Genomic DNA, 24307 nt, shown 5'->3' on the forward strand with positions numbered 1-24307 from the left:
CACTCTCAAGATCGCGTGCCATCTAGGATCTGTCCGACGACACGGGCGGTGTAGTCGACAAGGGGGATAACACGCGCATAGTTCAAACGGGTGGGGCCAATTACACCCAGCGCCCCGATGATTTCCTGGTCGGAGTTCATATAGGGAGCCACGATCACGCTTGAACCCGACAGGCTGAAAAGCGGGTTCTCGGCACCGATGAACAGGCGCACGCCATCGCCGTCGCGAGCCTTGTCCAGCAGGGTGATCAGCTCTTCCTTGCGTTCGATATCCTCGAACAGCAGGCGGATGCGCTCCAGATCGCCCGCCGCGTCGACGCTTTCCAGCAGCCGCGCCTGGCCGCGCACGATCAGCGCGCGCTCGGCCGAGCCGCCGGACCAGTCGGCCAGGCCCTGCTTGACCAGGTCTTCTGCGGCGCTGTCGAGCTGTGAGCGGCGCTGGGCGATCTCGGCCTCGATCGCCTTGCGGGCCTCGGCGAGGGAGCGGCCCTTCAGCCGGGCCGAAAGATAATTGCCCGCCTCGATCAGCGTGACCGGCGGCATGCCGTCCGGTGCGCGCATCAGCCGGTTCTCCACCGTGCCGTCCTCGAAGACGAGCACGGCCAGCACTTCCTGCGGCGAGAGCGGCACGAACTCGACATGCCGCAGCGGCGCCTCGCGCTTGGGCGTGACCACCAGGCCGGCCCCGCCCGCCAGGCCCGACAGCAGGGAGGAGGCTTCCGAGAGAAGGTCCTGCTGGGTGCGGCCCGAGCGGGTCACCTTGCCCTCGATCGCCTTGCGCTCGTCCTCGGTCAGCTGGCCGACTTGCAGCAGCCCGTCGACGAACAGACGCAGACCGGCATGGGTGGGCATGCGGCCGGCGCTGGAATGGGGGGCGGTCAGAAGGCCCATCTGGGCCAGGTCGGACATGGTGTTGCGGATCGAGGCTGGCGACAGTGACAGATTGCCGGTCTGCGACAGGGTGCGCGATCCGACCGGCTCGCCGGAGCGCAGATAGGCTTCCACGATCTCGCGAAAGATCGTGCGCATCCGTCCATCCAGGGCGGCCAGGGTCGATTCGGGGCGCATGTCAGCCATGACACTCAATTAATCACGGGTTTGCGCCGGTTCAATTCTCTATTCCTGTCTGCGATGCCTGCCGCGGCGCTTGAAGCGATGCGCACATGCCGCTAGGAGCGGCCGGTATCACGACGTGGAGAGATGTATGAGACCCTTCGGACGCGCCCGCGACGCACTGCGCGAGATCAGCTTGGAAGCCGGTGTTTCCGTCTATGCCGAAGGCTCCTGCATGGCCCGCTTCGGCGGCACGCATGTGCTGTGCACCGCCAGTGTCGAAGACAGTGTTCCGCCGTGGCTGCGCGGTGGCGGCAAGGGCTGGGTGACGGCGGAGTACGGCATGCTGCCGCGCGCCACGCACACCCGCGGACGCCGCGAGGCCGCGGCCGGCAAACAGTCCGGCCGCACGCAGGAAATCCAGCGCCTGATCGGCCGCTCCCTGCGCGCCGTGGTCGACCTCAAGGCCCTGGGCGAGCGCCAGATCACCGTCGACTGCGATGTCATCCAGGCCGATGGCGGCACCCGCACGGCGGCCATCACCGGCGCCTGGGTGGCCCTGAAACAGGCCACCGGTTATCTGATCGAGGAAGGCCTGCTGAAAGCCGATCCGGTGCACGGCCAGCTCGCCGCGATTTCCTGTGGCGTGATCGACGGGGAAACCCGGCTCGACCTGGAATACGAGGAAGACCGCCGCGCCGAGGCCGACGCCAATTTCGTCCTCACCAATACCGGCGGCATCGTCGAGATACAGGCCACCGCCGAGGACAAACCGATCCCGGAAAGCGATTTCCACGACCTCTTCGCCCTCGCCAAGGCCGGCGTGACGGATCTGTGCGCCGCTCAGCTGGCGGCGTTGAAGGGGTAGCGACCGTCCTGCTTTCCCCGGAGGCGCACAGCGCATTCCGGGGAAAGCGGTGTGGCGGCTATTCTGTTGATTGCGGTACGCAGTCCTCGTCCGCCGGGAAGGTCGCTGCCAGCGAACGCGCGAACTGCTGTTCGAAGACCAATGGTGAATGGCCCGAAACGTAGCGTGTCAGGTGGGCGGTGCCGCCTGCCGCGTTGATTTGTTCGACCGCAGCTTCGCTGTCGGGCAGGAAACGGGGCTCGTAGTATCCGGCGCTGATGTGGAAGGTGACGCGACCATCCGGGATCTCGGCGGCGTCGAGGGCTTCGATCCAGCCGAGTGAGGCGGCACTCACGGATACAAACATTTCGGGGTGCAGAAGCGCGGTCGAGACAGCCCAGGCAGCGCCGTTCGAACTGCCGGACAACATCCGGTCCCGTGGGTCGGCCGAGGCTCCGAAACGGCTTTCCGCCAACGGCATGACATCCTCCAGCAGGAAGGCGTCGTGCGCGCTGAAGCGGTCGGGGTCAAAACCCCACAGATAATCTGCGGCCCGCAATTCGGACTGGGACCGCTCTTCTTCCGGACCGGGGTCTTCGTTCCGGAGGCCGACCAGTATGACAGGCGCGGCCGTGCAGGTGTCTGCCAGGGCTTCGGCGATGGGGCCGTAGCTGTAGACATTCCCGCCATCAGCGACATAGGCAACAGGCAGTGGCGTTGATGGTTCTGCGCCGTGGGGGATGTAAACGGTCACTCTGCGCGGTTTTCCAAGAGCGCTGCTTTCCAGCTCCACCATCTCCAAGCGCCCCCGCAGCGCGTCCTCCGGTACACTCACGACCGGCGGCAGAGAGTGCGGGCCGCGATAGACCGGCCGGTCCCGCCATACCAGCTCGTCCTCGTCCAGAAGGGGCACCGGCCAGACATCGACAAAAGCCTCGTCAATTCGCGACAGGCGGTAGGCCAAGCCCCAGATGCCATCGCCCAGACGCTCCATATCGGTCTGGAGGGCGCAGCACATGCGAACCTGGTCCGTGTCGGGCGATCGCCGCGCGGCGATAAACAGTGTGTCGCCCTCGCGCCAGAAAGTCTGATTTGTCTCGGCCAGTCGTGCCTCGGCGGCCTGAAGATCAATGGCGCCGATGAGGCGGCAGTAGTCGTGTGCCTCGAGCGTGCACCCGTCTTCCCCGCCCGGCGTCAGCGATACCTGTTGATTGGCCAGATAAGTATCTGATTGCATGAGCAAGAACAGCCCGGCCACAGCAGCGGCAAAGTCCATCACATCCCTCCGGCGCGTCAATCAGGGCGCGTTTCGTCGGGGTCATGCGGCTTCAAGATGTGGTATTCAAGTTGTGCTGCTTGTCACGCGGGGTGAGCGGGCTATTCTGCGTCCCCGGCTTCGCTTGAAGCCGTGAAAGAGACAGACGGCGGGAGTGCGCTGGGGGGCTGGAATTGGCCCGCACGGGCTCTTTGGGAAGGGCCCCTCTTGAGGGAGGGTCTACCGTGCAGGCCCACTCCCGCCGTCTGCTTCGCCGGTATGAGGAGCGGCGAAGTTTCGTGTTCTGCCAGGAACGCCCGCGCCTATTCGGCGGCGTCGCGCCCGTCTTCATCCTCGTCATCATCGAAGCTCAGCAGGTCGCCCGGCTGGCAATCGAGTTCGCGGCACAGCGCTTCCAGCGTGGAGAAGCGTACGGCCTTGGCCTTGCCCGTCTTGAGGATGGACAGGTTGGCCATGGTGATGCCGACACGGTCGCACAATTCGGTCAGCGACATGCGGCGCTCGAGGAGCATACGGTCCAGGGTGACGCGAATGGGCATAAGCGGCGCCTCCCTAAATCGTGAGTTTTTGTTCTTGGCGCATTTTCGCACCTTCGCGGAAGATCTCCGCCAGTACCAGCAGCGCGACCACCGCGAACCAGGCGCCCAGGTCGATATTCGCCGTCGCCGTGAGTTCCAGACCGCCCAGAACGGGCTGGTCCATCATGGTCAGCAGCATCGCAACGGCGCCCTGCGTGACGTGACGCAGAACCTGGTAGCCGGCGATGGCGATCGCAATGACCTGCAGATGGCCGGCATTCTCCGGCACAAAGGGATCGCCCGCGATCAGGGTCGATGAAATGCGGCGCAGCCGGTCAATCACGATCATGAATGCGATGATCTCGGTGACCAGCAGCGGGAAGAGCCAGCCGTGTTCGCGGATCGACTGGAAAAGCTCTGTGACAACACCCGGCGAATAGCCGAGGAAATCCATGACGAGCGTGGCAGCAGCAGCCAGCAGGACCAGCGCGGCGAAACTCAGCAGGACCCAGCCCAGATACCAGACGACATCCAGGATGATCTTCACAATGGATGCGAGCGATCCTTGGCCCAGTGTTTTCATGCCCGCCCCTTCCCATAGGCAATGCGGCTTGCGAATGAGGCCTGTGAGCGGCGTGTCCGCCCGTCAGGCCTCACCCGTCAGTAGCAATCATGCAGCAACCGGTGCAATCGCGTAGAACGCGCCGGCAGCAACCGAGATCAGCAGCATGGCATTGACCGCGATGGACGCGACGACCTGCATGCTTGAATTTCCGGACCTGACCATTTGACTGTTTCCTTTCTGCTTTAATCTGACCAATTACCGTTGTCATTCGTGGTACGCGGGACGGTGTCTCCCGTCCTTGTTGTTTATCGATAAACGAGAGGCGGCGGGTGCGCAAGCAAAAAATATCGTTTTTCGATATGAATTTTTCGAAAGGCGATAAAAGAGGACCGGAATAATGGCGATTTCTGATGGTGAAACCTGGGTTCTTGCAAGCCATAATACGGGCAAGATCAAGGAGTTGCGGGACATTCTCGCGCCGCGTGGAATCGCCCTGAAAAGCGCTGCAGAACTCGACCTTCCTGAACCCGAAGAAACCGAGCCGACATTCGAGGGTAATGCTGCGCTGAAGGCGCGGGCCGCCTGCGAGGCGACGGGCCTGGTCTGCCTGGCCGATGATTCCGGCCTGGCCGTCGATGCGCTGGACGGCGCGCCCGGCATCTATTCGGCCCGCTGGGCCGGCGAGCCGCGCGATTTCGGCCGGGCCATGCAGCGGGTCCACGACGAACTTGGCGAGGCGGCGGACCGTACGGCGCGTTTTGTCAGTGTGATCGCCCTCGCTCGTCCCGACGGAACGCTCAGCCATTATCGCGGTGAAGTGACCGGCAGCATTGTCTGGCCGCCACGCGGCACGGGCGGTTTCGGCTATGACCCGGTCTTCTGCCCGCAAGGCGAGAGCCGGACTTTCGGCGAGATGGCGCCGGAAGAGAAGCGCGCCCTGAGCCATCGCGCCCGGGCCCTGGCCGCAATGACCGCAGCGGAATTCGGATCGTGAGCGAGGGGCCGGCCCCCGGCCTCGGCAATGCGCTGGGGCTGTATGTGCACTGGCCCTACTGTGCCCGGATCTGCCCTTATTGCGATTTCAACGTCTACCGGCCGAAGGGCGATGACGATGCGCTTCTGGCGGCCATGCTGGCCGATATGGCGCACTGGCGCGCCCGCACCGGCGCCCGGTCGCTCGCCAGCCTGCATTTCGGCGGCGGCACGCCATCCCTGATGACCTCGCAGCAGCTCGCCGCCGTGATCGGTGAGGCCGAGCGTCTGTGGGGCTTCTCCAGCGACGCGGAAATCGGGCTGGAAGCCAATCCCAAGGATGTCGACGGATTTTCCGGCATGGCCTCGGCCGGCATCAACCGGCTGTCGCTGGGCGTGCAGAGCTTTGACGACCAGGTACTGGTCTCGCTCGGCCGCGACCATGACGCCTCGCTGGCGCGCAGGGCGATCGACGCGGCACAGCGCGACTTCGCCCGCGTCTCGCTCGACATGATCTATGCCCGCGCCGGCCAGACGGCGGATGACTGGGCAGCCGAGCTCGGCGAGGCGCTGGCCAGCGGTGCCGGGCATATATCGCCCTACCAGCTGACCATCGAGCCGGGTACGGCCTTCGGAAAACGCGCCGGCCGCGGCGAACAGCTGGACGCGCCGCCGGACTTTGCCGCCGACCTTTACGAGCTGACTGAAAGCCTGTGCGCGGACGCCGGGTTTGAAGGCTATGAAATCTCCAATCATGCCCGCAGCCGCGCCGACCAGTCGGTGCACAACCGGCTCTACTGGGAGGGCGGCGACTGGATCGGTATCGGCCCGGGAGCCCATGGCCGTATCGGACGCGCCAGCGCGGGCGGGCGCGCGGCGACAGAAGCGGCCCGGCGCCCGGCCGACTATATCCGCCGTGTCGCAGAGACCGGCAGCGGCATAGCGGGCGAGGAAGCGCTTTCAGTCGCGGACGAGATCGCCGAACGCATCCTGATGGGAATGCGCCTGGCGGACGGGCTGGACATCGATCATCTGCACGCCACCACCGGCGGCAGGGTCGACCCCGACGGGCTGGCGCGCATGATGCGCCAGGGCATGGTGGATGAGGCCGGTTCCCGGATACGCCTGACGGCCGCCGGCCGTCTTCTGGCCGACGGGGTTTCCGGCGAGCTCGTACCCTAGAAAGCCTGCGGTTCGAAGCTCAGCGGCGCGGGCTCGATCTCGCGCAGGCCGCGCGGGCGGATCTCGAAAATTGCCAGACCGCGCTCGATCAGCCCGTCGGAGCGGAAACGGAACAGGCCGTCCGCGCCCATGAAGCCCTGCTCTTCCTCGATCGCCTCGCGCGAGAAGCCGCGCTCGCCACCATCGAGGTGTGCTGCCAGGGCCATGGCGTCATAGGCCAGGCTGGCGATGCGCGAGGGCGGGCTGTCATAGGCTTCACGATAGGATGTTTCGAAGCGCTCGCGCGCGGCCTGGTCGGGGCCGGCAAACCAGCCGCCATGCAGCGCCGGTTCGCGCAGCAATTCCGGATCGTTCCACAGGCCGGTGCCCAGGAAGCGCACGACCAGCGGGTCGACATTCTGCGAGACCAGCAGCGGGCCCAGGGCCCGCAGGCGGGTGCTGCCCTCGGGCAGGATCACGGCCTGGAAAGCGGCATCGGGATCCGGCACCCATTCCTGGCGTTGCAGCTCGAGCGCGTCTTCCGGGGTGAGCGGTTCGAAGACACCGCTGGCCAGGCGCGCCGACGCGCGGGCCATGGCTTCCACATCGCCGGTATAGAAGGAATCCGCGGCGACATAGCCGCCATTCAGCCCGGCACTGTTCTGCAGGGCATCATAGACCGCCATGCCATAGCGGTCCTGCGGGCCCAGATAGGCAAAACGCTCGACGCCCTGGCGGGATGCGTATTCCACAATCCGGGCGACCTCGATCTCGGGCGGGAAGCTCATCAGATAGACGCCATCACCTGCCACCGTCGTGTCCGTGGTGAAGGCGATCACCGGAATATTGGCCTGGCGCGCAATCGAGGCAGCGCCGGACACGGCGGGTCCGAACAGCGGGCCGATAATCATGTCGGCGCCGTCGCCGGCGGCTGCCATGGCAGCGGCGCGGGCGCCTTCGGGCGTGCCCTGCGTATCCTTGGGGATCATCAGGAGATTGCCGCTGCCGCGCTCGAACAGGGCCAGTTCGGCGGCGCGCAGCAGGCGCAGGGCTTCCGCGCGGGCGCCGGCATTCTCCGCCGAGAAGGGCAGCAGGACAGCGACGCGGACGAGGTCGCGATCGGCCATGTGCGGCGGAATGAGCCCGGTGCGCACTTCCGGCTCGGGTTCCGGCTCCGGCGTTGGCTCCGGTTCCGGCTGGGTAACGGGTGGCTGCTGTACCGGCGGCGGGGGCGGTGGCGTGGTGCTGCAGGCCGCCGCGGCGATGCCGACGAGACCGATGACAGCGAAGGCGCGCAAGCCCGCGCTTTGTGTCATGCTGGAAAGACAGGAATGAAAACGCGAAAGAATGACGGACGGCATGAGCGGACTACCCGGTGAAATTTCTCGCGAAGCTATCTGGCCGGGTGGAAAGGGGCAAGCACTGGAGCCCGGTCTCTACCTGGTTTCCACCCCGATCGGGAATCTGCGCGACATCACCCTGCGCGCCCTCGACGTGCTGGCCGCTGCCGATACCGTTCTGGCCGAGGACACCCGTGTCTCCCGCCGCCTGCTCGATGCCTATGGTATCCGCGCCGAGCTGCAGCCCTATCACGACCACAATGGCGAGAAGGTCCGGCCGCACATCCTGGCTGCGCTGGAAGCGGGCAAGCGGATCGCGCTGGTCTCCGATGCGGGCACGCCCCTCGTCTCCGATCCGGGTTTCAAGCTGGCGCGCGAGGTCATCGCGGCCGGTCACAAGGTGATCGCGATCCCCGGCGCGTCTGCGGTTCTGGCGGCGTTGGCCATTGCCGGCCTGCCGACCGACTGTTTCACCTTTGCCGGTTTTCCCCCGCCCAAGACCGGCGCCCGCGAGACCTGGCTGGCGGAAATGGGCCGGTCGCCGGGCAGTCTGGTTGTCTATGAGGGGGCGTCGCGCCTGCCTGCCTCTCTGGCGAGCATGGCGAAAGTGCTGGGTGACCGGCCCGCCGCCGTCTGCCGTGAGCTGACCAAGCTGCACGAGGAAGCGCGTCGCGGCACGCTCGCCGGACTGGCCGAACACTATGCCCAGGCCGGGCCGCCGCGCGGTGAGGTGGTGATCGTGATCGGACCGGCCAGCGAGACCGGCTGGGACGAGGCGCGGATCGATGCGGCACTCAAGCGCGTGCTCGCCGAGATGCGGGTCAAGGATGCCGCCGCCGAGATCGCCGCCCAGTCAGGCTGGGCCAAGCGCGACGTCTATGCCCGCGCCCTGGCGCTGCGGGACAAGGGGTGAGCCGGGCCCGGCAGGCAGCGGAAGCGCGCGGCCGCTGGGCGGAGTGGCTGGCCATGGCCTGGCTGGCCGCAAAGGGCTATCGCCTGCTCGATCGCCGCGCCCGCACGCCGGCCGGCGAGGTCGATCTCGTTGCCTGCCGCGGCGAATACATCGCCTTCATCGAGGTCAAGCTGCGCCCGTCTGTCGCCGAGGCCCGCGACTCCGTCAGTCCGCGCCAGCGCCAGCGCATCGAACGGGCCGCCAGTCTCTGGCTTGCCCGCCACGATGCCCGCTTCCGCCGGCTGTTTGTGCGCTATGATCTGTTTCTGGTCGCGCCGGGGCGGCTTCCAGTGCATCATCGCGCCGCCTGGGTCCCCGGCGATGGCGCGGTCAGCCTGATCTGACGCGCCGCGTACAGTCGGGCCGGGAACCGGGACGTGGTCTTGCGCGTCCCTTCGCGTAGAGTGAACCGCACGATTCGACTGGAGAGCGTTCCCATGTTCCGCATTCTGGCACTGCCTGCCCTCGCCCTGTTGACTGCCTGTTCAACGGTGCAGGAAGAGCGCTCGATCGGACGCCAGCTGGACGACACGAATGCCTCCGTCTCGATCAAGGCGGCGATGTTGCGCACCGAGGGCTATGCGCTCGACGGGGTCGATGTGGAAGTCACCGAGGGGATTGCCCTTCTGACCGGTGCCGTGCCGCGCGAGGCCGACCGGCGCATGGCGGAGTGCATCGCCTGGTCGTCGGTTGCCGTGCGCAATGTTGCCAACGAGCTGGAGATCGGTCCGGGAGACGGCTTCCGCAACCGGGTCCGCGACGGCCAGATCACCGCGCGGGTCAATGCCCGTCTCGCGGCCGACCGGAATATCCGATCGATCAATTTCAATGTCGAGACCCGGGCCGGCCATGTCTACCTGCTGGGTGTCGCGCGCAACCGGGCCGAGCTCGAGCGCGCGTCCAGCCATGCCTCGCTGGTCGAGGGTGTGGAGGAAGTGATCACCTATGTGCGCATCGATGGTGTGCCCACCGATCTGCCCGCTCGCGGCGAGCGCCGCGCGGAAGTGTGTGAGGGGGAAGCCCGCCCGGCCCTTGATCCGGCGGCGCAAACCCCTAACTCCGGTCCGCAATTGCTGGGCGCCCCGGAGACACGTTGATGACCATGCGCGTTGCGGTCCAGATGGACCCGATCGAGACGGTGAATGTGGATGCAGACACCACGTTCGCCCTGATGGAAGAGGCCCAGGCCCGTGGTGCCGAGCTCTTCGTCTATCATCCCGACCAGCTGGTCTGGCTGCAGGGCCGTGTGCTGGCGCGGGCGCGTCCGGTCACCGTGCGGCACCAGCAGGGCAATCATGCCGATCTCGGCGAACCGGTCATGCTGGACCTGGCCGAGGATGTCGATGTTGTCCTGATGCGCCAGGACCCGCCCTTCGACATGGCCTACCAGACCGCCGCCCACATCCTGGAATTCCTCAAGGGGCGGACCCTGGTGCTGAACGACCCGGCCTGGGTGCGCTCCAGCCCGGAAAAGATCATGCCGCTGATGTTCCCGGATCTGATCCCGCCGACGCTGATCTCGCGCGATATCGGCGCGCTGCGGGCCTTTCGCGACACGCATTCCGACATCATCATCAAGCCGCTCTACGGCAATGGCGGCGCCGGCGTCTTCCGGCTGCGTCCGGGCGACGGCAATTTCTCCTCGCTGCTGGAAATGTTCTTTGCCCAGTCGCGTGAACCGGTCGTCGCCCAGGCCTTCCTGCCGGCGGTCGAGAAGGGCGACAAGCGCGTTCTGCTGATTGATGGCGAGCCGGTTGGCGCGATCAATCGCGTGCCGCAAAAGGGCGAGACCCGCTCGAACATGCATGTCGGCGGTGTAGCCGAGGCGTCCGACCTCGATGATGCCGACCGCGCGATCTGCGCCGCGATCGGTCCGGTCCTGCGCGAGCGGGATCTGGTTCTGGTCGGGATCGATGTGATCGGCGGCCGGATGACGGAAATCAACGTCACCTCGCCGACCGGCGTGCAGGAGCTCAAGCGCTTCTCCGGTATCGATACCTGCGCCATTTTCTGGGACTGCGTCGAAAAGCGGCTGGCCGTCTAGATTGCACGCTTGACGTGTTGGTTGTCTTCGTTCACTCTGTGTTCCTGTTTTGATCCGGGTGTGGACAGGGTCTGTGGAAAACCCTGTCATGATGGGCCTTTAGGCCGGTCGCTGGGCGACTGTGGCAGAAAGGCACGGTGAGTGGCATTCTGCGACACATGCGGCTGCTCAGCGATTCTATTTCCCGGTACGTCAGGGAGAAAGCATGGCAGCGCGAACGACATCGGTGGCGTTCGACGGGGCTGAAGCGGGCCTGGTTGACGTACAAGTACAGGTGGCAGGCGGCCAGCAGCCGATTTTCTCAGTCGTCGGTCTCGGAGACAAGGCGGTCACGGAAAGCCGGGAACGGGTGCGTGCGGCGTTTGCCGCGCTCGGCCTGTCGCTGCCGTCCAAACGGTTGATCGTCAATCTCGCGCCGGCCGACCGCCCCAAGGAAGGGGCGCATTTCGACCTGCCGATTGCTGTCAGCGTGCTCGCGGAAATGAGCATTCTGCCCAAGGACGCCGTCGAGGGGCATCTCGTGTTCGGCGAGCTGGGGGCCGATGCGCGCATCCGCTCGGCGCCGGGCGCGCTGCCGGCCGCCGTTGCGGCCAACGCGGCCGGCCTGTCGCTGATCTGTCCGGAAGCGTGCGGTGCCGAAGCCGCCTGGGCCGGGGGCGACCTGGCCATTCTCGCACCGGCGACGCTGATCCAGCTGATCAATCACTTCAAGGGCACCCAGGTGCTCGCCCGCCCGGTGCCGGGTGAATTGCTCGATACCGGCACGGGGCCGGACCTCGCCCAGGTCCGCGGTCAGGAAGCGGCCAAGCGAGCGCTCGAGATCGCCGCGGCCGGTCACCACAATCTCCTGATGGTGGGGCCGCCCGGTTCCGGCAAGTCGATGATGGCCGAGCGCCTGCCGGGTCTCCTGCCGGCGCTGGCGCCGGAAGAATTGCTGGACGTCTCGATGATCCACTCGGTCGCCGGCCTGCTCGAGCGCGGGCGGCTGACACGGACCCGTCCCTTCCGCTCGCCGCACCACTCGGCCTCGATGGCAGCAATGGTCGGCGGCGGCATGCGGGCCCGGCCCGGTGAGGCTTCGCTCGCCCATCGCGGCGTGCTGTTCCTGGACGAATTGCCGGAATTTCACCCCCAGGTACTCGACAGCCTGCGCCAGCCGCTGGAAACCGGCTCGATCACCGTCGCCCGGGCCAATGCCCACATCGTCTACCCGGCGCGCTTTCAGCTCGTCGCTGCCATGAATCCCTGCCGCTGTGGCGGTGGCGGGGATGGCGGCACCGGCTGCCGCCGTGGCCCGCGCTGCGCGCGCGACTATCAGGCACGCATCTCCGGTCCGATGCTCGACCGGATCGATCTGCAGATCCACGTGCCGGCCGTCACTCCGGCCGACCTGGCGCTACCGCCACCGGCCGAAGGCACGGCCGAGGCTGCCCGGCGTGTTGCCCGCGCCCGCGATATCCAGACCGCGCGCGGCTATCTCAACGCGCATCTGCCAACCGACATTCTCGACCATGTCGCTACACCGGACCGGCCGGGCGAGGCCCTGCTCAACGAAGCCGCCACAGCGCACAATCTCACCGCCCGCTCCTATCACCGCGTCTTGCGCGTCGCCCGGACCATTGCCGACCTGGAAGGCCAGGAAGGCGTGCGCCGCATCCACATCGCCGAGGCGCTGGCCTGCCGGCGCGGCCTGTTCGAGGCGACGCAGCTGTCTGCGGGTGTGGCACTGGCGGCGCAATAGGCAGCTGGCCAAGCCGGTCACACCGCTGCGGCCGGCGCATCTGCGGGCAAGTTGCTGGCGGAGCTGCGAGCGGGACCTCAAAACCGGGCTCCGGAGGCCCGGGCGCAATCCGGCGCGGCGCAACCTCCTGCCGTTGCCGGGTTGCGCCCGGTGTTGCGCGGTGCGCGACGTTGTGCTGCGGGGGAGGCGGTCACGACGCTTCGTTAACCGTCCCCTGCTAGACAGGACGGCATGAAACGGGACGGCAAAGACGGGTCCTCCGGGCTCCCGCCCGGCGCATCGCGGGATGGGTCCCGCGCCGGCGCTGCAGGCGAGGGTGACAGGCAGGATGACGCAGAGCGGCGCGCGGGCGCCGGGGCTGACAAAGCGTTTGCGCCAAACTCCATGCGCCGCCGTGCGCAAATCATCCGCCCGACAGGTTCCGCGGCACGGCAGGCAGCCGTCCGAAGCGATGCCGGTTGTGACGATGCCGATCATGATGATGCCGGTCGTGATGATGCAGGGCGCAGTGACCCCGGACGCTGTGATGCGGATCGCCACAATGCCGGGCACGGTGATACGGGTCATGATGGTATACGGCTTGGTGATACAGGACGCCGAGACGGGGTTAGAGACCCGGACCGGGCGCCGGATCGCGTGCCGGACCCGGACACACGTCTTGCCGGCCGTGGCGTCGCTCACGCCCGCCACGCCAGAGAGAGCGCGCCGCGCCGTCTTCACGCCGAACCCGCCCTCGATGCCGTGCTCCTCACAGCGCTCGATGCGGCAGGTGAGCTGATGCTGGTGCGCGGCCACAGCGGCCGCGTGCTCTACGTCAATGCCGCCTTTCTCAAGGCCTTTGGCGGCGAGCGCACCGACTGGGTCGGCCGCTGGTTCTCCGTGGCGCCGCCGGTCTCGACCGCCGATCAGCGCCGCTATGAAATGCTGATGCGCACGCGTTCCGGTCCGCTCTGGATCGAATGGGACGAGCGTCTCCTTCCTGACGATGGCGGTGTGATCTCCGTCGGCCGCGACGTCACCCGCCGCCGCGAGGCGCACGACGATCTGGAAGCGTCGCAGCGCGCCAAGTCCCTGTTCTTCGCCGCCGTTACCCATGAATTGCGCACGCCGCTGGCCGGCGCGCTGGGGGTTGCCCGCCTGCTGGAAGCCACGCCGCTGCGCCCGGACCAGGCCGATTATGTCCGCTCGATTGCCACATCGGCCGATCATGCGCTGGCGATGGTAGACGATATTCTCGACCTGTCGCGCCTCGAGGCCGGCAAGCTCGACCTGCGTCCCGAACCGGTCGACGTGGTTGAACTGGTGCGCGAAACCGTCGAACTCGCGGCGCCGCGGGCCCGCGAAAAAGGGCTCGAAATAGGTGTGGTGCAGGGCGCGGGTGCACCGGTGCGCGTGATCGGCGATGCCGCGCGCCTGCGCCAGATCCTGTTCAACCTGATCGGCAATGCGGTGAAATTCACCCGGTCCGGCGGTGTGCGCGTCGATATCACCGGCACACCCGGCGCCGATGGGGCGGTGCGTCTGGCGCTCTCGGTCAGCGATACCGGCCCCGGCATTGCCGAAGCCGATCAGCAGACCCTGTTCGAGCATTTCGAGCGCGGTGCTGCGGAACGTGACGGCGCAGAAGGGGGCGCAGGTCTGGGCCTCGCCATGGTCCGCCGCCTTGTCGAGGCGATGGACAGCACGATGGGTCTGGAAAGCCGCTTGGGCGAAGGCGCGAAATTCTGGGTCGTGTTCGACCTGCCCGTCGAGGCGGTGATGGACGCGCAGCCGCTGACGGGCCATCGGGTCGCGGTCGCGGCACCCAATGCCATTCTGCGCACCAGTCTGTGCGACCAGCTCGAGGCGCTCGGCGCCGACGCTCTGGCAATCGACTCGCCCGACATGCTCGCCGCTGAGGCCGATGGCCGGGAGCTTCTTGTCGATCCGGTCTGGGCCGCGGCGGCAGCCGAAACCGGCGTCGTGCGGACCTGGCACCTGGTCGCGCCGGACCAGAAGGCGGCGGTCATCAAAACGGCCGGCCCTGGCGAGGGCTGGTTCGTCAAACCGGTGCGCCCGGCAACCCTGATCGACCGGTTGACGGGCCGGGAGGACGCGCCGGACACCGAAGCACCCCGGCGGCCGTCCGTGCAGCCTGATGTTTCCGGCCTCAGCCTGCTGGTCGCCGAAGACGATCCGGTCAACGCTCTTATTGCCCGCAAATGTCTGGAAAGCCTGGGCATTGCCGTCACGCTCGTGAGCGATGGCGAGGCCGCCAGCGAAGCGCTGGCGGTGCAGGAATTCGACGCCGCCCTGCTCGATCAGCGCATGCCGAAGCGCGACGGGCCAGATGTTGCCCGCAAGGCGCGCGAAGCCGGGCTGACCTTGCCGCTGATCGCGCTCACGGCGAATGCCTCGGAAAGCGACCGCAAGCTGTGTCTGGGCGCCGGCATGGACGAATTCCTCTCCAAACCCCTCGACCCCGACCGCCTCACCGCCGTCCTCGTTAACTTGTGCGGACGGGAAAAGCGGGCCAGCATGGGTTGATCTCAACCCCGCTGGAGTTTCAGGGACATGGCCGACAGCAATGCGGAGATCGGTGCGGCTGGCCGCACCACCTGGCTCAAGACGCTCACCGTCTACTTCACCCCGGTCATGATCTCCATGCTGATCCTGGGCTTCGCGTCGGGCCTGCCGCTCTACATGGTGTTCCAGAAACTGTCCTACTGGCTGCGCGATGCCGGCATCGAGCGCTCGACGATCGGCTTTTTCTACTTCGTTACCTTGTCCTATACGCTGAAATGGCTGTGGGCACCGATCGTTGACCGGGTGAAGATTCCCGTCCTTTACAGCCTGCTCGGCGCGCGCCGCTCCTGGATTGTCACGGCGATCTCCGGAACGGTGATCGCGCTGGTCATCATCTCGCAGACCGACCCTCTGGTCAGCCTTGTCCCGGTCGCCATTGCCGCGCTCCTGCTGGCCTATTCCGGCGCCACGCTGGATGTGGCCATTGATGCCTGGCGGATCGAGTCTGCGCCGAACGACATGCAGGCCAACATGGCGGCCGCCTACTCCTTCGGCTACCGCATCGCCTACATGACCTCCGGCCTGGGCCTCGCCATTTCAGAATGGGCTGACTGGGACGTGTCCTTCCTCGCCATGGCCGGTGCCATGCTCGTCTCCGCCGGCCTCGTCTTTGCGATGAAGGAACCCAGGGCCGGGGTTGGGAAGCGTGAGCTGGAGGGCGGCTTCGGGCTGAAGGTCGCCAAGGCCGTCTATGAGCCTTTCAAGGCCATTTTCGGCCGGCTGGGCTGGTGGATCATCCCGGTCTTCGCGCTGATCTCGCTCTACCGGATGAGCGACTTCACCATGGGTGTGATGGCTGCGCCGCTCTATTCTGACCTGGAGTTCGACCGTGCGGTCGTCGGCGGTATCCAGGGTGGGCCGGGGCTCGCGGCAACGCTGTTCGGCCTGTTCCTGGGCGGTGTGGTGGCCTATCGCATCGGCATGATGCGGGCCTTGATGGTCGGTCTGGGCATCACCTTCGTGACAAACGGTGCCTATGCCTGGCTCGCGGCAACGGCCCAAGCTGACGATGCCTGGAAACTCGCCATCGCGATTGTCGGCGACAATCTGGCCGGCGGTTTCGTCACCACTGTCTTCATTGCCTATCTGTCCAGCCTGGTCGATCCGGCCAATGCGGCGACCCAGTATGCGCTGCTCAGTTCCTTCTACGCCCTGTTTGCGAAGTTCCTGTCGGGCTTTTCCGGCGTGCTGGCGGATGCGGTCGGCTGGGTGATGTTCTTCGTGCTGACGGCGGCGTGGACCCTGCCCGCCGCCGCCTTGCTGGTGCTGGTCGCCTTCCGCGGACCACCGGGCGCACGCGGCGAGGAGAAGTTCGCTGAACGCGAGACGGTGGAGGCGGAGTAGGCCTACTCCGCCAGCGTGCTGTCCACCTCATGCTTTTCCGGATCGTAGGCGGCGAGTGCTGCGAGCGTGGTGATCTCGCTGACCGAGGCGCCGAGACGGGCGATCTGCACGGGTTTTTCGACACCGACCAGCATCGGGCCGATCACGGTCGCCCCGCCGGCCACGCGCAGCAGCTTGGTGGCGATGGAGGCGGCATGAATTGCCGGCATGACCAGTACATTGGCCGGACCCTTCAGGCGCGAGAAGGGGTAGAGGAAGCGGTGTGACGGGTCGAGCGCCACATCGACATTCATCTCGCCTTCGTATTCGAAATTCACGCCGCGCTCGTCGAGCAGGCGCACGGCCTCCTGCAGCTTGTCGGAGCGCTGGCCCTGCGGATTGCCGAAGGTGGAATAGGACAGGAAGGCGACGCGCGGCGTGAAGCCGAAGCCTTTCGCGGCCGCTGCGGTTTCCGTGGCGATATCGGCGAGCGCCTCGCTGTCGGGGAATTCGGCAATATTGGTGTCGGCGATGAACAGCGTACGGTTCTTCGCGAGCGCGATGGACATGCCCATCACGCGCTGTCCCGGCGCCGGGTCGAGCACCAGGCCGACATCGCTCAGCGCTGCGGCATAGGAACGGGTCGTGCCCGTGACCATGCCGTCGGCATCGCCCAGCTTCACCATGCAGGCGGAGAAGACGTTGCGGTCATTGTTGACCAGACGCTGCACGTCGCGGCGCAGATAGCCCTTGCGCTGCAGACGCTCATACAGGAAATCGGCATAATCGGCATTGCGGTCGGAGAGGCGGGCATTGACGATCTCGATCGCGTCTTCCGGCACACCGACCTGGCGCATGTTGGCGCGGGTGATCTCTTCGCGGCCGACCAGAATGGCCTTGCCCAGCTCCTGGTTCTGGAAGGCATAGGCGGCGCGGATCACCGACGGCTCCTCGCCCTCGGCAAAGACGATGCGGCGGCCATGACCCATCACCGCGCCCTGGATGCGCTGCAGCAGGGCAGCGGTCGGGTCGAGGCGCCGGGCCAGCGAGGCCCGGTAGGCGGTCATGTCGGCGATCGGCTTGCGCGCGACGCCGGTATCCATCGCAGCCTGGGCGACATAGGGCGGCACATAGTGGATGAGCCGCGGATCGAAGGGCGAGGGGATGATGTAGTCGCGGCCGAATGACGGGCGCGAGCCGTGATAGGCTGCGGCCACCTCGTCCGGCACATCCTCGCGGGCCAGCGCCGCCAGGGCGCGGGCTGCGGCGATCTTCATTTCTTCATTGATCGTGCGGGCACGCGCATCAAGGGCGCCGCGGAAGATGTAGGGGAAGCCGAGGACGTTATTGACCTGGTTGGGATAGTCCGACCGGCCGGTGGCGATGATGGCGTCATCGCGCACGGCACGCACGTCTTCCGGCCTGATCTCGGGATCCGGATTGGCCATCGCGAAGATGATCGGGTCCTTGGCCATCGACTTGACCATGTCCTGGGTCACCGCACCGGCGACCGACAGGCCCAGGAAGCAGTCGGCGCCGTCCAGCGCCTCGGCCAGCGAGCGGCGATCCGTGTCGGCGGCGTGCGCCGCTTTCCACTGGTTCAGCCCGTCGCGCCCGGTATGGATGACGCCCTTGGAGTCGCACAGCAGCGCGTTCTCGTGCTTGACGCCCATCGCCTTGAGAAGCTCGAGCACGGCAATACCGGCCGCACCGGCGCCGTTCACCACGACTTTCAGATCGCTGATCTTGCGGCCGGTGATATCGCAGGCATTGATGATGCCGGCAACAGAGATGATCGCCGTGCCGTGCTGGTCGTCGTGGAAGACCGGTACGTCGAGCAGTTCGCGCAAGCGCTGTTCGATGATGAAGCTTTCCGGCGCCTTGATGTCTTCCAGATTGATGCCGCCGAATGTGTTGCCGATCCGCTTGACGCACTCGATGAAGGCGTCGGCATCGGTCTCCTCGACCTCGATGTCCATCGCGTCGATATCGGCAAAGCGCTTGAACAGCACTGCCTTGCCTTCCATCACCGGTTTGGACGCCATGGCGCCCAGATCGCCCAGGCCGAGAATGGCCGTACCGTTGGAGATCACCGCGACCATATTGCCCTTGGACGTGTAATCGTAGACCGCGTCAGGGTTCTCCGCGATCGCCTTCACCGGCGCAGCAACACCGGGCGAATAGGCCAGCGAGAGATCGCGCTGCGTCGCCATCGGCTTGGTCGGAGACAGGGCGAGCTTGCCGGGGACAGGTTCCTTGTGGAAGGCGAGCGCTTCTTCGTCCTCGACGTGGCTGGTTCTGTCGTTCATCCCCGTTTTCCCTGCTTTATTTTGGTTATGGACAATCGTATGGGCTCTAGCCGCTTCACACCCTTGCACGCAAGGTGAAACCTCGCCACCGTCTGCGCCGATGAATTCCCTGTCCAGCCTTCCCATGCCCGCCGATCGTGCCTTTCCCTCAGCCGAGGGCGCCACGCCGATGATGGAGCAATTCCTGGCCCTGCGGTCGCAGGCGCCGGGCGATGCGCTGCTCTTCTACCGCATGGGCGATTTCTACGAGCTCTTCTTCGACGATGCGGTGCGGGCAGCGGCCGCGCTGGACATCGCGCTGACCAAGCGCGGCGAACACCAGGGCGAGCCGATCCCGATGTGCGGTGTGCCGGCAGCCACGGCCGAGGCCTATCTGGCGCGTCTGATCAAGGCGGGTTTCAAGGTCGCCGTGGGCGAGCAGATCGAGGATCCCAAGGCCGCCAAGGCGCGCGGATCCAAGGCGGTCGTGCAGCGGGCCATCACCCGTATCGTCACGCCGGGCACGCTGACCGAGGACAGCCTGCTCGATCCACGCTCGGCCAACCGCATTGCCGCGCTGGCGCAGCTGGCGACCGGCGAGAATGCCGTTGCCTGGGCGGATATCTCGACCGGCGAGTTTGCGGTCTGTGCCGTTGCGGGGGACGCCCTGACGGCGGAGCTGGCGGCGATGAACCCGGCCGAGCTGCTGGTCGAGGAGAGCCGGTTCGGCGAGGCGGCGGGTCTTTTGCCGCGCACCACGCTGACCCCGCTGCCGCGGGCCAAGTTCGATGTTGCCTCGGCGGAGCGCCAGCTCAAGGCCCAGTTCGAGGTGCAGGAGCTGACCGCGTTCGGGGATTTCTCGAAGGCGGAACGGGCGGCGCTGGGGGCGCTGCTGGATTATCTCGCCCTCTCCCAGGCCGGCGCGCCCGCCAAGCTGTCGCCGCCGCGCCAGGCGCGAGAGGGCAGTGTCCTGGCCATCGACCCGGCGACCCGGGCCAGCCTGGAAATCGACCGCACCCTGTCCGGTGACCGCCAGGGTTCGCTGCTCGGTGCAATCGACCGGACTGTCACCGCGCCGGGTGCGCGGGCGCTGGCCGACCGGCTGGCGCGTCCGCTGACCGATGTTGCCGCGATCGAGGCGCGGCTGGATGCCGTCGCCTGGTTCGAGCGCGAGGCCGGACTGCGCCGGCAATTGCGCGACCGTCTGAAGTCCGCCGGCGATGCCGAACGCGGCCTGTCGCGCCTGCTCGTCGGCCGGGGCGGTCCGCGCGATCTCAAGGCGCTCAGCGGTGCGCTGCAGGAGGGCGAGGCGATCGCCGCGCGCCTGCTGGACGCCCAGCTCGACCGTCCGCCGCAGCGTATCGCAGACGGGATCGCCGCGCTGACCCTGGCCGACAAGCCGGAGCTTGCGGCGCTGGTTGGCGATCTCGACCGGGCGATTGTCGACGAGCCGCCCTTGCTGGCGCGCGATGGCGGGTTCGTGGCGGAAGGCTGGATGCCCGAACTGGACGAGACCCGGCAATTGCGCGACGCCTCGCGCCGTATCGTGGCCGGTCTGCAGCAGACCTATGCCGAAGCGACGGGCGTTTCGAGCCTGAAGGTGAAGCACAATAATGTGCTGGGCTATTTCGTCGAGGTGACGGCGCGCCATGCCGATGCGCTGATGGGCGACGACACTTTCATCCACCGCCAGACCATGGCGAATGCGGTCCGCTTCACCACGACCGAGCTGGCGGAGCTGGAATCGAAGATCGCGAGTGCCGGCGAGCGGGCGCTGGCGATGGAGATCGAGACATTTGCCGCGTTGCGCGACCGCGTGGAGGCGCTGGCAGGCTTTATCCGCCTTGCGACGGCCGCTCTGGCAGAATTCGATGTGTCCGCGGCGCTCGCCGAATGGGCTGAAGAGGCCGGGGCGTGCCGCCCACAAATTAACGATTCGTTTACGTTTTCTGTCGATGGCGGCCGCCACCCCGTGGTCGAGCGCGCACTGGCGAAATCCGGCGAGGGGCGCTTCACCCCCAATTCCTGCCAACTGGACGGATCGGGGGAAAATGCGGCCCGTCTGACCTTCGTCACCGGCCCCAACATGGCGGGTAAATCGACCTTTCTGCGCCAGAATGCCTTGATCCTGATGCTGGCCCAGGCCGGCTGCTATGTCCCGGCGGAACGCGCCGAGATCGGTGTCGCCGACCGGCTCTATTCCCGCGTCGGCGCGGCCGACGATCTGGCGCGCGGCCGCTCGACCTTCATGGCCGAGATGATCGAGACCGCGGCGATCCTCAACCAGGCGACACCGCGCAGCTTTGTCATCCTCGACGAGATCGGCCGCGGTACCGCGACCTTCGACGGGCTGTCCATTGCCTGGGCGGCGGCGGAACACCTGCACGAGATCAATCGCTGCCGCGCGCTCTTCGCGACGCATTATCACGAGCTGACCCGTCTCGCCGAGGATCTGGATGCGGCCGGAAACGTGTCGCTCAAGGCGAAGGAATGGAAGGGCGAGCTGGTCTTCCTGCACGAGGTCGGAGCCGGGGCGGCCGACCGCTCCTACGGCATCGAGGTCGCGCGCCGGGCCGGTCTGCCGCGCAAGGCGATCAGCCGGGCGAAATCCATCCTGAAACGGTTGGAGTCCGACGGGGCTCCGGCCGCGGCACTCGACACCCTGCCGCTCTTTGCCGTGGCCGAGCCCGAGCAGGCGCCGATCCTCGAGCCGTCCGAGGTGGAAAAGCGGCTGGACGGGATCGACCCGGATGCACTGACGCCGCGCGAGGCGCTGGACCTTGTCTATGCGCTAAAATCGCTGGTGAAGAAGGCGTGACGGCGGCCCGCGGCACGACTAGATTGACGCCGTCATGACACGGTCCGCCCTGCCCGCCTCGCTCGACGCCCTGAAACTGCGGGCGCAACTGGCTGCCGCCACGGCGCAGTCGGGCTGGACCTCGCCTGCCGCACGCTCGGCCGGACTGGCCCATGTCCGCTCGGCGCTGGACGGGTTCCGCGAACAGGCCTTTGCGCGCCTGTCCGGTGCCGGCGGCGGCGCCGCGGCGGCGCAGGTCCTGTCGGACGGGATGAGTGTCTGCCTGCACGCCCTGTTCGACTCCATGGCCGCCGGCGATCCGGACGGTTCGGCTGGTATCGCCCTGTGTGCCCAGGGCGGGTTCGGGGCCGGCGAGCTGGCTCCGTCCTCCGATGTCGATCTCCTGCTCGTGAAGCCGGAGGGGGAACGGCCGGAGACGGATGAGTTCCTGCAGCAAGTCCTTTACGCCCTGTGGGATCTGAAGATCGATGTCGGCGGCGGCGCCTGCCGCACAATCGACCAGACCCTCGATCTGACGCGCGAGGATGCTTCCGAACGCACCGCCCTGCTCAGCCTGCGTCATCTGGCGGGCGACGAGACCGCGACCCAGTCGCTTGCCCAGCGTTTCCGCGAGGAAATCGTCGCGGGCGATCTGCAGGGTTTTGTCGAGGCGAAGCTCCGTGAACGCGATGCGCGGATCGAGAAGGCCGGGCGCTCGCGCTACACGGTCGAGCCCAATCTGAAGTCCGGCAAGGGCGGGCTGCGCGACCTGCAGCTGATGCGCTGGCTGGCGCAATTCCTCTATGGCGCGGATGCCTTCGAACGCTGGGTCGGCACCCGCCTGCTCTCGGTCGAGGATGTCAGCCGCTATGTGGCGGCCGATGATTTCCTGTGGACCGTCCGCTTTCACCTGCACGATCTGGCGGGCGGCAAGGACGAGCGGCTCACTTTCGATCTGCAGCCGGAGATCGCGGCCCGCATGGGCTATGAGGACAGCGAGACGGAGAGTGCCGTCGAGCGCTTCATGCGCCGCTATTTCCGCACCGCCATGGCTGTCGGCGCGCTGACCCGGCTCGTCTGCGCCAAGCTGGAAGCCGATGCCTGGAAGGCCAAGCCGAAGGGACTGGCCCGCTTCCTGCCGCCGGGCATGGATCACGAGGAAGGCACCGATGTCGGCGAATTCATTATCCGCGAGGGCCGGCTCGACTTTGCCCACGCCACCCAGATCCGCGAGGATCCGGTGCGGCTGCTACGCTTCTTCCACATGGCCGCCTCACGCCGGCTCGATCTGCACCCCGAAGCCGTCGCCCGTATCGGCCGCACGCTCTATCTGATCGATGACGAATTCCGCCGCGACCCGCGTGCTGCGCGCGCCTTCTTTGCCGTGTTGCTGGACAGTCCGGCGCCGATGGCGGTGCTGCGCATGATGACCGAGGCGGGGGTGCTGGGGCGCTATATCCCGGAATTCGGCGATATCGTCGCGCGCACCCAGTTTAACATGTATCACCGCTATACGGTCGACGAGCACACGCTGCAGGCGCTGGGCCTGCTGCGCGAGATCGAGGACGGGCTGCACCCGCTCGATCACCCGCTGTCGACCCGGATTGCGCCGCTGATCCAGAACCGCCGCGCGCTGCACCTCGCCATCCTGCTGCACGATACCGGCAAGGGGGCGGGCGACCAGTGTATCGAGGGCGCGCTGCGGGCGCTGACGGCCTGCGAACGCCTGGGTCTGGGCCATGACGATACCGAGCTGGTGGCCTGGCTGATCCGCTCCCACCTGCTGATGAGCGATACCGCCCAGCGGCGCGACCTGTCCGATCCGCGCACCGTCGCCGATTTCGCGGCCGCGGTGGGCTCGGTCGAGCGCCTGCGCCTGCTCACCGTGCTGACCGTGGTGGATATCCGCGCTGTCGGACCCGGCGTCTGGAATGGCTGGAAAGGTCAGCTGATCCGCGAACTCTACACCGCTACAGAAGCGGTACTGCTCAGCGATGGCGATGCGATGGCCTCGGCCCGGCGCAGCCTGTCGGATCGGGCGCGGGCCGAGCGCGAGGCTGTGCTGCCGCGGCTGGACCGGCTCAATCCGGAATTTGCCGCCTGGTGGATGGCCGAGCTGAATGACGCCTACTGGGTGTCCTTCGGCCGTGAGGACCGGTATCGCCATGCGGCCTTTGTTCGCCGGGCATTCGAAGCGGGGGAGACGACGGCGGCCGGTGTGCGCGTGGACCGCCGGCGCGCGGCGACCGAGGTGATGATCTGGTCGCCCGACCGTACGCGCATCTTCGCCGATATCGTGGCCGCCTTTGCCGAGATGGGCGCGGATGTCGTCGGCGCGACGATCAACACGACGGCATCGGGCCAGGTCTTCGACATTTTCTACATTCAGGACGCAGCCGGTCAGCCCTATGGCCAGCAGGACGAGCGCCAGCGCCAGGCCCTGGTGGCCTATCTGCGCGAGGTCGCGACCGGCGAGCTCACCGTGCGCCGCCGCAAGTCCATGCCGCTGCAGCGCCGCGATGCCGCCTTCCGCGTCACGCCGTCAGTGGCGATTTCCAACGAGATTGCCGAGAATGCCACAGTGATCGAGGCGTCAGGCCGCGACCGGCCGGGCCTGCTGGCCGATCTGGCAGACGTGTTGGCCGATGAAGGCCTGGCGCTTAATTCCGCCCAGATCGACGGCTATGGCGAACGGGCGACCGACGTGTTCTATGTCAGTCACGGGCAGGCCAAGCTGGAAGATGCCGAGGTGATCGAGCGGGTGGAAAAAGGTCTGATGGCCGTGCTGAGCGAAAGCGAGACGGCCGCCGACGAGAAAGCCGCCCAGCGTGGTATCGCGCGGGCCCGCGCCAGCGTTCTGAGGTAA

At 66.8% G+C, this 24307-nt stretch carries 18 protein-coding genes; 12 read left to right on the top strand and 6 right to left on the bottom strand.

The window, feature by feature from the left end:
* Positions 1-5 precede the first annotated feature (5 nt).
* Positions 6-1076, bottom strand: a complete 1071-nt coding sequence (gene hrcA / locus ABJO18_RS13555) for a heat-inducible transcriptional repressor HrcA (RefSeq protein ID WP_348506549.1) — start codon at positions 1074-1076, stop codon at positions 6-8.
* Positions 1077-1203: 127 nt separating this feature from the next.
* On the opposite strand from hrcA, the gene rph reads away from it, so the two are divergent.
* On the top strand, positions 1204-1920 hold the full coding sequence (rph, locus tag ABJO18_RS13560; RefSeq protein ID WP_348506547.1) for a ribonuclease PH: 717 nt from the start codon (positions 1204-1206) through the stop codon (positions 1918-1920).
* A gap of 58 nt (positions 1921-1978) precedes the next feature.
* Here the strand turns inward: rph and ABJO18_RS13565 are convergent, their stop codons facing one another.
* The 3 genes from ABJO18_RS13565 to ABJO18_RS13575 form a co-directional block, all read right to left on the bottom strand.
* Positions 1979-3175, bottom strand: coding sequence for an alpha/beta hydrolase-fold protein (locus ABJO18_RS13565; protein ID WP_348506545.1), 1197 nt, complete (start codon positions 3173-3175; stop codon positions 1979-1981).
* A gap of 302 nt (positions 3176-3477) precedes the next feature.
* Complete coding sequence (locus tag ABJO18_RS13570) at positions 3478-3714, bottom strand: helix-turn-helix transcriptional regulator (protein WP_271187999.1); 237 nt, start codon at positions 3712-3714, stop codon at positions 3478-3480.
* A 13-nt stretch (positions 3715-3727) separates the two neighbouring features.
* Positions 3728-4276 carry a DUF2975 domain-containing protein gene (locus ABJO18_RS13575; RefSeq protein WP_348506543.1) on the bottom strand — a complete coding sequence of 183 codons (549 nt, stop codon included), beginning with the start codon at positions 4274-4276 and terminating at the stop codon, positions 3728-3730.
* Between the two features lie 379 nt (positions 4277-4655).
* On the opposite strand from ABJO18_RS13575, the gene rdgB reads away from it, so the two are divergent.
* Positions 4656-5252 carry an RdgB/HAM1 family non-canonical purine NTP pyrophosphatase gene (gene rdgB / locus ABJO18_RS13580; RefSeq protein WP_348506541.1) on the top strand — a complete coding sequence of 199 codons (597 nt, stop codon included), beginning with the start codon at positions 4656-4658 and terminating at the stop codon, positions 5250-5252.
* On the top strand, positions 5249-6412 hold the full coding sequence (hemW, locus tag ABJO18_RS13585; protein ID WP_348506539.1) for a radical SAM family heme chaperone HemW: 1164 nt from the start codon (positions 5249-5251) through the stop codon (positions 6410-6412). The genes rdgB and hemW overlap by 4 nt, the downstream gene beginning before the upstream one ends.
* On the opposite strand, the gene ABJO18_RS13590 is transcribed toward hemW, so the two are convergent.
* A complete protein-coding gene (locus tag ABJO18_RS13590) occupies positions 6409-7689 on the bottom strand; it encodes a penicillin-binding protein activator (RefSeq protein WP_348515969.1) in 1281 nt (426 codons plus the stop codon). The genes hemW and ABJO18_RS13590 overlap by 4 nt on opposite strands.
* Positions 7690-7750: 61 nt before the next feature.
* On the opposite strand from ABJO18_RS13590, the gene rsmI reads away from it, so the two are divergent.
* From rsmI to ABJO18_RS13625, 7 genes are all read left to right on the top strand, one after another.
* Complete coding sequence (gene rsmI, locus ABJO18_RS13595) at positions 7751-8644, top strand: 16S rRNA (cytidine(1402)-2'-O)-methyltransferase (protein WP_348515970.1); 894 nt, start codon at positions 7751-7753, stop codon at positions 8642-8644.
* A complete protein-coding gene (locus tag ABJO18_RS13600) occupies positions 8641-9027 on the top strand; it encodes a YraN family protein (RefSeq protein ID WP_348506533.1) in 387 nt (128 codons plus the stop codon). Before rsmI ends, ABJO18_RS13600 begins: the two co-directional genes overlap by 4 nt.
* Positions 9028-9120: 93 nt before the next feature.
* Positions 9121-9780 carry a BON domain-containing protein gene (locus tag ABJO18_RS13605; RefSeq protein WP_348506531.1) on the top strand — a complete coding sequence of 220 codons (660 nt, stop codon included), beginning with the start codon at positions 9121-9123 and terminating at the stop codon, positions 9778-9780.
* Positions 9780-10727, top strand: a complete 948-nt coding sequence (gene gshB / locus ABJO18_RS13610) for a glutathione synthase (protein WP_348506529.1) — start codon at positions 9780-9782, stop codon at positions 10725-10727. The genes ABJO18_RS13605 and gshB overlap by 1 nt, the downstream gene beginning before the upstream one ends.
* Positions 10728-10932: 205 nt before the next feature.
* Entirely contained in the window at positions 10933-12468 is a 1536-nt protein-coding gene (locus ABJO18_RS13615; RefSeq protein WP_348506527.1) for a YifB family Mg chelatase-like AAA ATPase, read from the top strand.
* Positions 12469-13104: 636 nt separating this feature from the next.
* Positions 13105-14994, top strand: coding sequence for an ATP-binding protein (locus tag ABJO18_RS13620; protein WP_348506525.1), 1890 nt, complete (start codon positions 13105-13107; stop codon positions 14992-14994).
* Positions 14995-15021: 27 nt separating this feature from the next.
* Complete coding sequence (locus ABJO18_RS13625) at positions 15022-16377, top strand: MFS transporter (protein ID WP_348506523.1); 1356 nt, start codon at positions 15022-15024, stop codon at positions 16375-16377.
* A gap of 2 nt (positions 16378-16379) precedes the next feature.
* Here ABJO18_RS13625 and ABJO18_RS13630 read toward each other — a convergent pair whose 3' ends face one another.
* Positions 16380-18665 carry an NADP-dependent malic enzyme gene (locus ABJO18_RS13630; RefSeq protein ID WP_348506522.1) on the bottom strand — a complete coding sequence of 762 codons (2286 nt, stop codon included), beginning with the start codon at positions 18663-18665 and terminating at the stop codon, positions 16380-16382.
* Positions 18666-18765: 100 nt separating this feature from the next.
* Between ABJO18_RS13630 and mutS the strand changes: the two genes are divergently transcribed.
* Both mutS and ABJO18_RS13640 read left to right on the top strand, forming a co-directional pair.
* Entirely contained in the window at positions 18766-21462 is a 2697-nt protein-coding gene (mutS, locus tag ABJO18_RS13635) for a DNA mismatch repair protein MutS (protein WP_348506520.1), read from the top strand.
* A 34-nt stretch (positions 21463-21496) separates the two neighbouring features.
* On the top strand, positions 21497-24307 hold the full coding sequence (locus ABJO18_RS13640; RefSeq protein ID WP_348506518.1) for a [protein-PII] uridylyltransferase: 2811 nt from the start codon (positions 21497-21499) through the stop codon (positions 24305-24307).

It is taken from the genome of Maricaulis sp. (assembly GCF_039978735.1).
Taxonomy (GTDB): domain Bacteria; phylum Pseudomonadota; class Alphaproteobacteria; order Caulobacterales; family Maricaulaceae; genus Maricaulis.

Bases quoted from the DNA above. Each gene is read 5' to 3' on its own strand.
- hrcA (WP_348506549.1), bottom strand. From the start codon at position 1,076: ATGGCTGACATGCGCCCCGAATCGACCCTGGCCGCCCTGGATGGACGG.
- rph (WP_348506547.1), top strand. From the start codon at position 1,204: ATGAGACCCTTCGGACGCGCCCGCGACGCACTGCGCGAGATCAGCTTG.
- ABJO18_RS13565 (WP_348506545.1), bottom strand. From the start codon at position 3,175: ATGGACTTTGCCGCTGCTGTGGCCGGGCTGTTCTTGCTCATGCAATCA.
- ABJO18_RS13570 (WP_271187999.1), bottom strand. From the start codon at position 3,714: ATGCCCATTCGCGTCACCCTGGACCGTATGCTCCTCGAGCGCCGCATG.
- ABJO18_RS13575 (WP_348506543.1), bottom strand. From the start codon at position 4,276: ATGAAAACACTGGGCCAAGGATCGCTCGCATCCATTGTGAAGATCATC.
- rdgB (WP_348506541.1), top strand. From the start codon at position 4,656: ATGGCGATTTCTGATGGTGAAACCTGGGTTCTTGCAAGCCATAATACG.
- rsmI (WP_348515970.1), top strand. From the start codon at position 7,751: ATGAGCGGACTACCCGGTGAAATTTCTCGCGAAGCTATCTGGCCGGGT.
- ABJO18_RS13605 (WP_348506531.1), top strand. From the start codon at position 9,121: ATGTTCCGCATTCTGGCACTGCCTGCCCTCGCCCTGTTGACTGCCTGT.
- gshB (WP_348506529.1), top strand. From the start codon at position 9,780: ATGACCATGCGCGTTGCGGTCCAGATGGACCCGATCGAGACGGTGAAT.
- ABJO18_RS13615 (WP_348506527.1), top strand. From the start codon at position 10,933: ATGGCAGCGCGAACGACATCGGTGGCGTTCGACGGGGCTGAAGCGGGC.
- ABJO18_RS13625 (WP_348506523.1), top strand. From the start codon at position 15,022: ATGGCCGACAGCAATGCGGAGATCGGTGCGGCTGGCCGCACCACCTGG.
- ABJO18_RS13630 (WP_348506522.1), bottom strand. From the start codon at position 18,665: ATGAACGACAGAACCAGCCACGTCGAGGACGAAGAAGCGCTCGCCTTC.
- mutS (WP_348506520.1), top strand. From the start codon at position 18,766: ATGAATTCCCTGTCCAGCCTTCCCATGCCCGCCGATCGTGCCTTTCCC.
- ABJO18_RS13640 (WP_348506518.1), top strand. From the start codon at position 21,497: ATGACACGGTCCGCCCTGCCCGCCTCGCTCGACGCCCTGAAACTGCGG.